This window comes from Acinetobacter sp. PFS20 (assembly GCF_052261015.1).
In the GTDB taxonomy this organism is placed as follows: domain Bacteria; phylum Pseudomonadota; class Gammaproteobacteria; order Pseudomonadales; family Moraxellaceae; genus Acinetobacter.
This window is the reverse complement of the sequence record NZ_JBPVZE010000001.1, coordinates 1,387,490-1,399,520: the sequence shown is the minus strand read 5'-3', so window position 1 is coordinate 1,399,520 and position 12,031 is coordinate 1,387,490. Positions and strand designations below refer to the sequence as shown.

General features: G+C 41.3%; 13 protein-coding genes. 1 reads left to right on the top strand and 12 read right to left on the bottom strand.

From position 1 onward, the window contains the following. Positions 1-18 precede the first annotated feature (18 nt). Complete coding sequence (gene secB / locus ACS125_RS06650) at positions 19-471, top strand: protein-export chaperone SecB (RefSeq protein ID WP_003654925.1); 453 nt, start codon at positions 19-21, stop codon at positions 469-471. Between the two features lie 68 nt (positions 472-539). Here the strand turns inward: secB and ACS125_RS06645 are convergent, their stop codons facing one another. The 12 genes from ACS125_RS06645 to ACS125_RS06590 are packed head-to-tail and all read right to left on the bottom strand — an operon-like array spanning position 540 to position 12,031. Continuing rightward, positions 540-1,196, bottom strand: a complete 657-nt coding sequence (locus ACS125_RS06645; protein ID WP_443271166.1) for a 4'-phosphopantetheinyl transferase family protein — start codon at positions 1,194-1,196, stop codon at positions 540-542. Between the two features lie 24 nt (positions 1,197-1,220). Next, positions 1,221-1,655, bottom strand: coding sequence for a hypothetical protein (locus ACS125_RS06640; RefSeq protein ID WP_004794675.1), 435 nt, complete (start codon positions 1,653-1,655; stop codon positions 1,221-1,223). 11 nt (positions 1,656-1,666) lie between these two features. Then, a complete protein-coding gene (locus tag ACS125_RS06635; protein ID WP_049837894.1) occupies positions 1,667-2,893 on the bottom strand; it encodes a beta-ketoacyl-ACP synthase in 1,227 nt (408 codons plus the stop codon). Beyond that, positions 2,893-3,618: a 3-ketoacyl-ACP reductase FabG2 gene (locus ACS125_RS06630; RefSeq protein ID WP_000198397.1), complete on the bottom strand. Its 726-nt coding sequence runs from the start codon at positions 3,616-3,618 to the stop codon at positions 2,893-2,895. The genes ACS125_RS06635 and ACS125_RS06630 overlap by 1 nt, the downstream gene beginning before the upstream one ends. 23 nt (positions 3,619-3,641) lie before the next feature. After that, complete coding sequence (locus ACS125_RS06625) at positions 3,642-4,067, bottom strand: ApeP family dehydratase (RefSeq protein ID WP_004794678.1); 426 nt, start codon at positions 4,065-4,067, stop codon at positions 3,642-3,644. Further along, the gene (locus tag ACS125_RS06620) at positions 4,067-5,269 is read right to left on the bottom strand and encodes a beta-ketoacyl-[acyl-carrier-protein] synthase family protein (RefSeq protein ID WP_443271163.1); all 1,203 of its coding nucleotides are present in this window, start codon (positions 5,267-5,269) and stop codon (positions 4,067-4,069) included. Before ACS125_RS06620 ends, ACS125_RS06625 begins: the two co-directional genes overlap by 1 nt. Next, positions 5,266-5,811, bottom strand: coding sequence for a DUF3261 domain-containing protein (locus ACS125_RS06615; protein ID WP_443271162.1), 546 nt, complete (start codon positions 5,809-5,811; stop codon positions 5,266-5,268). Before ACS125_RS06615 ends, ACS125_RS06620 begins: the two co-directional genes overlap by 4 nt. A gap of 2 nt (positions 5,812-5,813) precedes the next feature. Further along, entirely contained in the window at positions 5,814-7,109 is a 1,296-nt protein-coding gene (locus tag ACS125_RS06610; RefSeq protein ID WP_443271160.1) for an NAD(P)/FAD-dependent oxidoreductase, read from the bottom strand. Positions 7,110-7,138: 29 nt separating this feature from the next. Beyond that, a complete protein-coding gene (locus ACS125_RS06605) occupies positions 7,139-9,454 on the bottom strand; it encodes an MMPL family transporter (protein WP_443271158.1) in 2,316 nt (771 codons plus the stop codon). Beyond that, positions 9,429-10,058 carry a LolA family protein gene (locus tag ACS125_RS06600; RefSeq protein ID WP_004794688.1) on the bottom strand — a complete coding sequence of 210 codons (630 nt, stop codon included), beginning with the start codon at positions 10,056-10,058 and terminating at the stop codon, positions 9,429-9,431. The genes ACS125_RS06605 and ACS125_RS06600 overlap by 26 nt, the downstream gene beginning before the upstream one ends. Continuing rightward, the gene (locus tag ACS125_RS06595; RefSeq protein ID WP_101664115.1) at positions 10,058-10,486 is read right to left on the bottom strand and encodes an acyl-CoA thioesterase; all 429 of its coding nucleotides are present in this window, start codon (positions 10,484-10,486) and stop codon (positions 10,058-10,060) included. Before ACS125_RS06595 ends, ACS125_RS06600 begins: the two co-directional genes overlap by 1 nt. Before the next feature lie 9 nt (positions 10,487-10,495). Beyond that, complete coding sequence (locus tag ACS125_RS06590; protein WP_443271155.1) at positions 10,496-12,031, bottom strand: HAL/PAL/TAL family ammonia-lyase; 1,536 nt, start codon at positions 12,029-12,031, stop codon at positions 10,496-10,498.

Below are 12,031 nucleotides of genomic sequence, written 5' to 3'. Positions count from 1 at the left end.
CATATTAAGGAAAAAACAATGAGCGAAGAACAACAAGTTCAACCACAATTAGCTTTAGAGCGTATTTATACAAAAGATATTTCTTTTGAGGTTCCTGGGGCGCAGGTTTTTACTAAACAATGGCAACCTGAACTCAATATCAATCTTTCTTCTGCTGCAGAAAAAATTGATCCAACTCATTTTGAAGTTTCTTTAAAAGTTGTGGTACAAGCTGATAACGACAACGAAACAGCGTTCATTGTAGATATCACTCAATCAGGTATTTTCTTGATTGATAACATTGAAGAAGATCGCTTACCGTATATTTTAGGCGCTTATTGCCCAAATATTTTGTTCCCGTTCTTACGTGAAGCGGTAAATGATTTAGTGACTAAAGGTAGCTTCCCACAGTTACTTCTTACACCAATCAACTTTGATGCAGAGTTCGAAGCGAATATGCAACGTGCTCAAGCTGTTGAAGGTCAAGCTTAATTTTATAGCTTACTCTAAACTAAAAAAACCGCGTAATTCGCGGTTTTTTTATGTCTGCTATTCGCTTATTAAGTATCAAGTGAATGAAGCTGAATTGTAGGAAACTGAAAACCACGGCAAGATAATTCTGAACGCCATGCCACTGTTAAAATCATATTACCCACAACGAAGTTTTGATAAGCAAATGTCCCGATCAGTGGATGAGAACATATTCCGCCACGGTCTGTAGGATGTGCTTGAGTATTTAAAGTATTTAAATCTAAACGGATACCAAAACCCGAAGCTTTTAGAACAGCCTCTTTAGTTGTCCATACTTTAAACCAATATTCTCTATCTTGTTCTAGACTTTGCCATGTTGCATATTCATCGGGATGAAATGCATGCTGCGCTAGAGCTTCCAAACGTACTTTACGGTCTAACTCTTCAACGTCTATACCGATATCTTTAACATGCTGACTCATCGCTAAAGCATAATATTGTTGGCTATGAGAGTGATTAAAATTTAAATCGTGATTCAATAAATAGGGCTTGCCATACTCATGCTTTGCAAACTCCAAATCCGTTATTGTAATTTGTAATTTCTGTGCTATCAGCTCGTTTCTAATATTATGTATTTGCTGTTTTTTATAATGATTAAATGTACGAAAGTCTGGAAAATCTTGTTTAGATTTTAAAAGAAGCTGGGACAATGTCTGTGTGTAGACTTCAATATTACGTTTAGACATTATCCCGACCTTATTTAAAATGAATTAGAACTTAACCACATCGCCTTTTAAGGTAACACCCGCCATCATGGCACCTTTATAGCAATCGTAAGTTGTCGTACTTGTAGTTTCATTGGCTTTAAAATAGCTCACAATATTGGTAACTGCATTTGCACCTTGTGCTTTAGCATTATTTTGCATTTGGATCAGTGCTGAACGTAAAACCCAGTCACAAGACGTTGCTGCTGACTTACCAAAACCATTGGTTTTTTTATTAGTCACCGCATCTTTTTGAATGATTTTACCGCCAGACTTTGTACCCTTTAAATAAAACTTTACTGAACCATCTAAAGTCCCATCTGCAACTGCACGGTCTACAGCTTCTTTAAAATTTAATTGATGTACTTCATCTCCAGCCTGAACAGTGGCAGTAAAACCCGCACTTAGCATTGCTACAAATAAAAGTTTTTTATTTAACATTGTTGTGTTCCTTATTGTTTAACACGTTTAAAAATAAGCGAAGTATTAATTCCGCCAAAAGCAAAGTTATTGCTCATAATAATGTCAGCATCCAAAGTTCTCGGTTGCTGAACGATATAATCTAGATCACCGCACAGTGGATCAATTTCATCTAGGTTTAAAGTTGGAATGAAACGGCCACGATTCATCATTTCAATGCTCAGCCAAGCTTCAATAGCTCCGCACGCCCCCAGCGTATGTCCAAAGTAGCTTTTTAAAGAGCTGATTGGTTTACGTCCTAAAACTGTTGCTGTCGCCTGGCTTTCAGCTACATCTCCCTGATCTGTTGAGGTGCCGTGCGCATTCACATAAGCGATGTCTTTAGCGTCTACAGATGCATCTTTAAGAGCCAATTGCATACAGCGCCCCATCATCTCGGCGTCTGGTTTAGTTACATGTTGACCATCAGTATTGCTACCGTAGCCAATCACCTCTGCATAGATATGAGCACCTCGAGCTTTGGCATGTTCGTATTCTTCTAAAATTAAACAGCCTGCCCCTTCACCAATCACCAATCCATCTCGCTTGGCATCAAATGGACGCGGTGTTTTTTCGGGTTGGTCATTCATGCCACTAGTCGCAAACAATACATCAAAAACCGCTGCACCTGCTGCACTGAGTTCCTCAGCACCACCCGCAATCATGACCTGTTGTTTGCCATATTTAATTGCTTCATAGGCTTGCCCAATGGCCATAGAGCCAGAAGTACATGCACTTGAGGTCGGTAAAGTTAAGCCTTTTAGACCAAAATATACGGTCATGTTCACCGCACTGGTGTGGGCCATCATACGAATATAGGTTGTTGCATTGATCTTACTCATGCTCTGATGAAGCAACATGCTAGCAAACTCACCTACGGCCTCTACACTACCCGCAGAAGAACCAAAAGCAACACCTGCTTCACCACTAGACAAAATTTCATGCCCAAGCAAACCAGCATTTTGTAAAGCAGTTTCGGCACAAACCACAGACATGAGCGCTACACGCCCCATCCCACGGGTAACTTTACGGTTAAAATGTTTTGGAACATGGAATGTTTCAACAGGGCCAGCAAGCTTAGTCCGAAGATCAACATATTGCTCCCACTCTGGCATATAGCGTATACCACTTTTGGCAGCGTCAAATCGAGCAAAGATCTCATCGGAAGTTTCACCTAAAGAGGTAATTCCGGCCATTCCCGTCACGACCACACGTTTCATCAGATGAGTCCCCCATTTACAGAAATAACCTGTCGAGTTACATAAGAGGCTTCATCTGAACACAAGAATTTCACCACGCTCGCCACCTCATCGACCTGTCCCATGCGTTGCAACGGAATCATTTTAAGCGCATGTTCTTTGACTTCATCGGTGACCATTTCAGTTTCGATCAAACCTGGTGCAACACAGTTCACAGTAATTTTTCGCTTCGCTAATTCGAGTGCCAAAGCCTTGGTCGCACCAATCAATCCTGCTTTTGCAGCACTATAGTTAACCTGACCACGGTTACCCATAATCCCAGAAACCGAAGATAAGGTGACGATACGACCACCTTTACGTAAGTGAATCATTGGCATGATGAGTGGTTTTAAAACATTATAAAAACCGTCTAGGGAAGTCGAAATCACTTCATCCCAATCTTGATCGGTAAGTGCAGGAAAAGCACCATCATGAGTAAGACCTGCATTCAATACAACACCATAGAATCCGCCATGCTGCTCTACATCTTGCTCTAAAATTTGTTGAACCGTCTGGCGTTCATTTACATCAAACATTAGATAATGGCTATTTTGTCCTAACGCTTGAATCTCTTGTACGACTTGCTCAGCCTCTGCCTGACGCGAACGTGCATGTACGGTCACATCAAAACCAGCCTTTGCTAGTTGTAATGCAATCGCTTTCCCAATTCCTCGACTTGAACCTGTTACTAAAATTCGTCTTGTCACAATGTATTCCTAATTCTTTGTGGTTATTCAAATGGTGATTCTGTTGGCTCAAATACACTTAACGTTGCCTGAATGCAGTGCTCAGCATATTGAATTTCACAGGAAAATTGCCCAAGTCCTTCATGAAAATATTGTTGTTCTATTTGAATGATCAATCGAGAACCCAAGGCGAAATAAGGGATCGGTAAATTTAACTTACGTGTTCCCAATAAAAAACCGACTTTTGGTGCTTGTTTTGACTGCTGACCTTGCCAGCCTGAATAAGCACTAATCGTTTGTGCCATAATTTCAATGCTTGCCCATGTCGGCAAACCTTCTGCTTCACAAAACATCAGCTCTGGCGTAATCGTGAGTTCTGCTTGCGCCCGCCCTTCTGCAACCTCGATTAAATGGTCAATAAATACCATCGGTTGCTCATGAGGAATATATTGAATTGCATCCAGTTTCATTAGGGTTTCACTCCAAAAACAAGACTAATATTACTTCCCCCAAAAGCGAAAGAATTACTCATGACATAGCGAATGGGCTGTGTTAACTCGGATTCTTGCACATAGTTTTGATCGGCCAAATCTGGATCAACCTCACCACTTTGATGTAAAGGCAACCAACTTTGATCTTTTAAAACTTGCTCACAAATAAAAGCTTCGATGGCACCCGCTGCACCGAGGCAATGTCCAGTTTTATGTTTGGTACTACTCAAAGCAACTTGGTAATCACCAAAAACTTGCCTTACAGCCTTAATTTCCATTGCGTCATTTTGTGGAGTTGCTGTTCCATGCAAGTTGATATAACCCACCTCTTGAGCGGAAATATGTGCCATATCTAATGCACGTTGCATAGCTAAAGCAGCACCTTTACCTTCAGGGTGCGGGGCCGAAATGTGCCATGCATCCATAGATTCACCCGCTCCCATTAACATGACAGGGGCTTGTTCTTTACTTAGTACAAAAAACGCAGCGGCTTCACCAATATTAATACCATCACGGTTTAGACCGCAGGGTTGGCAAATATGTTCAGATAAACTCTCTAGACTATTAAATCCATTTAGAGTCAACTTACACAAGGTATCGACGCCACCGACTAGCACAACATCAGCTAAATCTGCGTGAAGTAATCTCTGCCCTGCAGCTAATGCTTTAGCACTTGAAGAACAAGCTGTTGAAATCGTATAGGCTGGCCCTTCCCATCCTAAGTACTGCTGCAATGCTTTCGCTAAACAACTCATTTCTTGAGGATAATGAGATATCGATAGATCGGTTTTCCCTTGAAAATATTGCTTAAGTAACAATTCATTATCTGCAATACCAGAAGTAGATGTGCCCACCACAATGGCCAAACGTTTATTTTCAAAGGATGCCGTATAAGCTTTTAACTCTGTTTCAATTTCGGATAATGCGGTTAATGCAAAACGTAGATTACGTGAATCTACAGACTGTAAAGCATCAGGTACGCTCGAACATAATGGATATGTATATTGTCCCACCCAAACATCACGATCAGCGATTAAATCATCTCGCAAACTCAAGGTTTGCTGCGGCTGTTGTAATGCCTGTTTAATTTGATTAAATTCGCAGCCTAATGCAGATAAACCAACACTAAATTGTATGCCTACTACCATTGGAGCTGCATTTGCTGAAGGTAAATGTTTCATGGCGTAGAACTTTCTTCTGTCTGCAAGGTGTTCTCAATCGAACTCAGCGTCATGGTATAAGGGACTTGTTCATTAATCAATTCAATGCTTCCTTGTCCCTGTTTAAGCTGCAATACAGATTGCTTTTCAATATAAACAACCTGCTTGTCTGCTTGTTGTTTCATCTCTACAGCTTGCTGCCCTAAATGCGAAAACTGAGGGTATGTCGCAAACAAAAGGTCACGCACTACAAACTCAAAAGGCAATAAACGCATTTGATCAATACGCTGTTCAACATGAACCCGATGCCCATCAAACTGTAACTGAAATAATTGCTGCCCTGTCAAGCTCAAAGCGACCATATCCAGTACAGCACCCTTTTGCTGTTGATATAACAAGAAGCTAAAACTTTGCTGCTTCCACTGAACTTCAACCTGATCTTGCCGTTGATAAGTCTGAGCTTGCCATAGTGGACTTTGCAATCCTTTGGCATGTGGCATGACCTGACAACCATTTAAAAATATAAAGCTACTGAGTAATATCGTTGCCCATTTGCGTTGCATGGTTATCCCTCAAGTACCTGTTCTTGCGCCAAGCCTTCACGACAATATTCTGCCAAGGTGCTGAGTCTACGTTTGGCATTTTTATGAATCGGATTTTTTTCATCCCACGCATAACCAGCCAATAATGAAGAAATCATACGGCGAATACCTTCATTTTGATTTTGCGAGAACACCACATCTTGGAACTCGCCTTCGTACCATGACTCAACATAGGCACGAAATACCTGAATGCCGCGGCGTAATGGTTTTTCATATTCTTCTAACCAGTCGACTTGCTCACCTTGTAAAACTCGTTCAACCAAAGGAACCGCCAAACTTGAAGATTTAAGAGCAATCGTCACACCTGATGAAAAGACCGGATCAAGAAATTCACCCGCATTACCTAATAGCGCATAGTTGCGGTCTGCCAAGTGTTTTACATTCGCTGAGTAGCCCACCAAAGTACGCACTGGTGTATCAAACTTTGCATGGCGCAAGACATGTGACAAGCTTGGTTCATCAGCCAAAATACGCTTAAACATTGCCTCAGGTTCGTTATCTTCAGCATTTTCGACCGTGTATTTGTCAAAAAAATCTTGTTCTGCAACGATACCGAAAGAAGCACGTCCATCTGCAAATGGAATCAGCCAATACCATGCACGATGATCTTTTTCATGGACAGTAATTAAAATTTTATTACGGTCAAATTCAGGATCATCTGTAATTCCATCTTCAATATGGGTAAACAGTGCTCGTCGTACCGGAAAATTTGATGGGCTCTCTAAATCTAATAACTTTGGCAAAATCCGCCCAAAACCACTCGCATCTAACAAGAATTTAGTTTGAATCTGATAACGCCGTTGTTCTTTATCTAACACGGTAAGTACAGGCTGTTCAGATACAACATCAACATCTAAAACCTCATGTCCAAAGCGTATGTCTGCGCCATAAACTTGAGCCTGTCTTGCTAGCAAATTGTCAAAATCTGCACGGCGAACTTGCCAAGTTGTTCCTGGACCATCCGTAAATTTTTCTGTAAAGTCATAAAAACTACGCTGTTTGCCACGTAGAAAAGCTGCCCCATTTTTAAATTGAAAAGCATATTGTTCAACATGCTCACGGACTGTTTCTAATAAACCAGCCTCTTCTAAAAATCCCATAGACTGCGGTAGCAATGATTCACCAATCGAAAAACGAGGAAAATGCTGTTTTTCAATGACCGTAACGGTATAGCCCTTTTTTCGAAGAAGTGCAGCAGCAGAACTACCTGATGGCCCAGCCCCAATAATCACGACATCAATTTTTTCTATAGTGCTCATAGCACAACTTCCTTTTTAATTTATTCAAATTATGAATGGTCTTGTAAATTTACAATATGTTTTTCATCTGCAGGGGTTAACAAAGTCGCATAGATAAACGAGAAAATAACCCCGAATAAAACCGTTAAACCAAAACAATGGATTGCATAAGTATGGCTAAATGAAAGTAATCCAAAGCCAAGTAAGGTCGACATCATACATAAAAATAATGCCATTCCAACTACTTGCGGGTGATCATGTCCATGTCGGTAGAAAATTGCATAGTCGACACCAATCCCAATAATCAGAAAAGTGGCCATAATACTAAACAAATTTATTTCAACGCCTAACCATGCCTGAATAGCAAAAGTGCTCAGTAATGCCAAGCTGACTGGCAGGACCAAAGGCACAATCGAACTTAATCCATAAATAAGCGCCAAACCAACTGCCAGACCAATTAAGGCATAAATCAGAAGATGTTGAGCCTGTACTCGATGTTCAGCAAACATTTGCGACATTTCGGTAATCGGTTGTTGGAAATGTATATGCTCATTCTGAAGCTGCTTTAACACTTCAGGCTGTTTTGCCCCTGTCACTATCACTAATCGTTCATTGGCTTGAGATTGTAAAAAAGCTAAAGGATGATCTTTAAATACCGCAAAATCTAATAACGGTTGTGCTGTCAGTTGCTGTTGCCACTGTAAAACGTCATTAACATTTAGCCCCATGCTTTGTGCATATTGCTGCAAAGTCGCTTTTGGAATATTTCTTAATAGTTGTAGATTATTTTGCTGCTCTGCCAATGGTGGAATCCATTGTCCCAAAGCTTGAAATGCACTGATTTTCCCTTGTGACTGTAACTGTTGCAAATGTCCAATCAGTCGCTGCTCTTGTTGCTGCATTTCATTTGCCGATGCTGCACGCACCACAAAATAATCACTACTTTGTTGCTGGCCAAATTGCTCACGAACCGCTTGGTCTTGTTGTTTTAAGCTCGCGTCCATACCTTGTAAGTTACGAATATCATCGTTACTTTTAAGATAGAAAAGACTCGCCGTACCTACTGCTAAAATGACTGCAATCAAGCTATAACGGACTGTAGTTCGTTGCTGAAACCATAACCGTGCTTGTCCAATCCACGACAGTGCTTTTATTGCAGGCTGGGCATTGAGTGCAGGTAATCTTGGTAATAGCAGTACACTACTAATCCACGCCGCAGTTAATCCTACAATTGAAAAGACTGCAATCTGCTTGAACCCAGGAAACGGAGTAAAACTCAAAAAGATGTAAGCAACCAATGTGGTCATTAAGCCCATAAACAAACTTGGTAATAGTGGTTTTAAAATTTGAAAACCATCAAGCTTTCTATGCTGCGATTGCATCGCCATAAAATAAAATGAAAAGTCGACACAGACACCAATCAAACTTGCACCAAACACTAATGTCATCAGGTGAATTTCACCAAACACCCAATGTGTGACCGCAAACGCCACAAAGCTTCCAGTCGAAACTGCAATAAACTCGGTCGCCAAAGGTCGCAGTGAGCGAAAGCCGAACCAAACCAGAAAAATTAAGCCCAATGTCGAGCCAACACCAATGGTTGAGATTTCCTGTTTAGCCGATTGTGTTCCAAAATTTGAAAATAAAATAGTTCCAGTCCAATGAGATTTTAATCCCATTGAAGCTAACTTCTGCTTAGTTTGCTCAATCCAAGTAGAGGTCTGTTCTTGGTAATCAATATTGTATGGGCTTTGCGTCAACTGTAATACGAAAAGCCGAGAGATACCTTGCTCATGATGAATCGTGGCAAACCCCTGCTCCATTTCAATATCTTGTTGCGACGGGGTTACCAACTGCATGGCATAACGAGGGAACAATAATAGCGGGTCTTGCTTAAGTGACTCAGCAGTGACAGGCATGCCTGGACTCATCATTTGCATCAGACTTTGTTCAGTCAGCGCAGCATAATCCTTTTTTTGCAATAAGGCTTGATCTTGAGCACTCAACAAGCCTGCGCGATGTTGATACAACTGTTTTGCAAATTGATCAAAATCAAGTTGTGGCTTCAGCGGTTGCCACAACTGGCTTTGCTTGGCCTGCGCTGTTAAGAAATGAGTCGCTTGTTGTATCGCAGCTTCATCTTTGGCATCGACCACCACAAATACTTTATTGTTGAGTTGCTCATTCATGTACTGCTGAGTACGTGCAAGTTCTGGGTCCTGCTGAACTTTAGGCAATAACGCAAAAATATTAGTTTGAATATGAATATCTTTATTCAGCCACGTCACGCCAAGCCCCACAGCAACCAATAGTAGGGCAATTAACCAAAGCGCGGTGAACTTATTTTGCCAGTTGGAAAATCGCATGCTCAGCAGCCGTTAGAGTCGTCGGTTGAGAAGTCTGGTGACTAAAGCGAATGGTCGTTAAATTATTCGCTTTCTCGGTAATCACGATTTGGTTAACGTACTGTTGACCTTGAGCATCAACACGCACAAATAACTTTTTAAACAAGCTACTTTTCGGAGTTAAGCTCATGCTCCAACCCGCTGGACTATAATTCGCACTTACTACATTAAAATTCTTTGCTAAGGCCTGTTCATTACCAGACATGAGCTGTAAGAATAAAGTCGCGACCGAACTATATGGTGATTGATCAACTTGTATTTGGCTAAATGTACGCTGAGTTTTCTGTACCAATTTGGTTGGGGTAACAATCAAATCTGCTTGCACAGGTCGCTTGATTTGCCACGCTACACCATAAGATTTTGAGAACAACAAAGAGCCGTTCGATACAAAAGTTTTATTCAACGATGGCAATTTTTTTTGCTGTTCAAAATCAGCACGAACCGTAGGAGACTGTGACAGTTGCTGAAAAATTTGAGTGATCTGTGTTGGCGCTGCATAGACCGCACTTAAACTGCTCATCCAAACAGCAGCACCTAAACCTAAAGTTTTGATGAATTGAGACATCACACATTCCTCTTCGGTTGAAACTCAGACCATGCATTCAAGCGATCAAACAAAACCTGTGGCGATTGAAAACACATTTCACGAGCTTCAATATTCACCGCTACCTGTGTGGTATAACCTTTGGTTAAACGTTTTCCTGACTCAGCATCAAAAATCAAATAATCAATTTTCAAACGGTTTTCCCATTCTTTTAAAATGGCCCGAACCCGAATCTTTTGTTCAAACTCGATACCGTATGCATAGCGAACATGGCTTTCAATCACAGGCCATGCATAGCCTGATTCTTTCATCTGCATATAGTTGTAATGAAATTGATCGAGCAATTTGCAGCGCGCAATCTCAAAATATTTTAAATAGTGTCCATGCCAAACCACATTCATGGTATCGACATCATGAAATGGAATTTCAATGATTACATCTGCATGCATTGGCTCACCTTATCCCATAAATTCTGGTTGATTAAACAATTCAAGTTGGTCTAAACGATCAACAATCTGTTGTAATTCGGTTTGTAATGGTCGGTCTTCTTCGACAAATGCAAAGCTTTGTAAGGTCCATTGCATAAATGCCTGCAATGTTGGACTTAACTGTGTGGTGAGGCCTTTCAAGTGAATCGCCTGCACACTCGCGCAGCAAAGAGCTGCAATGACTTGCTGTGTTAAGGTAATTACGCGGCTCGCATCACGTGCAGCAATGGTTCCCATGCTAACTTTATCTTGGTTATGACATTCGGTTGAACGTGAAAAAATTGAAGCTGCCAAAGTGTTTTTCAAGGCTTCAGCCGTCCACGCCGATACTCCGATTTGCACCGCTTTAAAACCATGATTCAGCGGCAAACGCTCTGCTGTTGCACCCGTTAAATTACGTGGTAAGCCATGATTCATTTTATGATCGACTAGCTGTGCAATCTGTCTATCCATCAAGTCAGCAATATTGGCAATCATAATTTTTAAGCTATCCATTGCCTGTGCAATGTGTCCACCGTAAAAATGACCGCCATGCAATACACGCATCCCTACTGGATCAATCAATGGATTGTCGTTACTTGAATTCAGCTCATTTTCAATAAACTGACGTAACCATACTTTTGAGTCTTCAAACACCCCAATAATATGCGGCGCACAGCGTAATGAATAACGGTCTTGCAAACGCGGACTTTGATGTGCCGTTTGTACTTCACTGTTCAGCCAATCACGTAATTGCTTGGCTATTTGCTGCTGCCCCGGATGCGGTTTTTGTGCAAACAAGACTTCATCAAAATGACTAGGATTACCTTCTAAAGCCAATACATTTAGAGCAGTAATTAAAGTACTTGCAAGTGCAATTTGCTCTGCTTTTTTATAATTTAAACAAGCAATCGCCGTCATCACCGCTGTGCCGTTCATGAGCGCTAAACCTTCTTTAGGTCTAAGCGTTAAAGGCTGCATATTCTTTTCAGCATACACGTGAGCAACTGGAACAATTTGTCCATCGACATAGACATCACGCTCGCCGACTAAAGTTCCCGCAATGTAAGACAACGGCGTTAAGTCACCACTTGCCCCGACTGAACCTTCAGATGGAATGACTGGAATCACATTTTCGTTGAGTAGCCACACCAAACGCTCAAGTAGTGCTATCGATACACCTGAATAACCGCGAGCTAATGAGCATAATCGAGTCACAACTACTGCACGTGCAGTAATGACATCTAAATTTTCACCTAAACCACAACCATGAAAACGAGAAAGATGCAGCGGTAGTTCATTAACCTGATGCAACGGCACTTCAACCAAACATGAGTCACCATAACCCGTAGTCACCCCGTAGATAACCCCTTCTTCTTCAAGGAGCTGATCAAGAAAATCAGCGCCTTTTTGAATCAGTTCACGCCACTCAGACGTTTCAGGTAAAGCAACCTGACATTCGCCTCTGGCTACAGAAACGACATCTTCAATACTCAGTGGCTGTTCACCTACGGTTAACACACGCAT

Coding starts and splice junctions, on each gene's coding strand:
- secB (WP_003654925.1), top strand. CDS start 19: ATGAGCGAAGAACAACAAGTTCAACCACAATTAGCTTTAGAGCGTATT.
- ACS125_RS06645 (WP_443271166.1), bottom strand. CDS start 1,196: ATGTCTAAACGTAATATTGAAGTCTACACACAGACATTGTCCCAGCTT.
- ACS125_RS06640 (WP_004794675.1), bottom strand. CDS start 1,655: ATGTTAAATAAAAAACTTTTATTTGTAGCAATGCTAAGTGCGGGTTTT.
- ACS125_RS06635 (WP_049837894.1), bottom strand. CDS start 2,893: ATGAAACGTGTGGTCGTGACGGGAATGGCCGGAATTACCTCTTTAGGT.
- ACS125_RS06625 (WP_004794678.1), bottom strand. CDS start 4,067: ATGAAACTGGATGCAATTCAATATATTCCTCATGAGCAACCGATGGTA.
- ACS125_RS06620 (WP_443271163.1), bottom strand. CDS start 5,269: ATGAAACATTTACCTTCAGCAAATGCAGCTCCAATGGTAGTAGGCATA.
- ACS125_RS06615 (WP_443271162.1), bottom strand. CDS start 5,811: ATGCAACGCAAATGGGCAACGATATTACTCAGTAGCTTTATATTTTTA.
- ACS125_RS06610 (WP_443271160.1), bottom strand. CDS start 7,109: ATGAGCACTATAGAAAAAATTGATGTCGTGATTATTGGGGCTGGGCCA.
- ACS125_RS06605 (WP_443271158.1), bottom strand. CDS start 9,454: ATGCGATTTTCCAACTGGCAAAATAAGTTCACCGCGCTTTGGTTAATT.
- ACS125_RS06600 (WP_004794688.1), bottom strand. CDS start 10,058: ATGTCTCAATTCATCAAAACTTTAGGTTTAGGTGCTGCTGTTTGGATG.
- ACS125_RS06595 (WP_101664115.1), bottom strand. CDS start 10,486: ATGCATGCAGATGTAATCATTGAAATTCCATTTCATGATGTCGATACC.
- ACS125_RS06590 (WP_443271155.1), bottom strand. CDS start 12,031: ATGCGTGTGTTAACCGTAGGTGAACAGCCACTGAGTATTGAAGATGTC.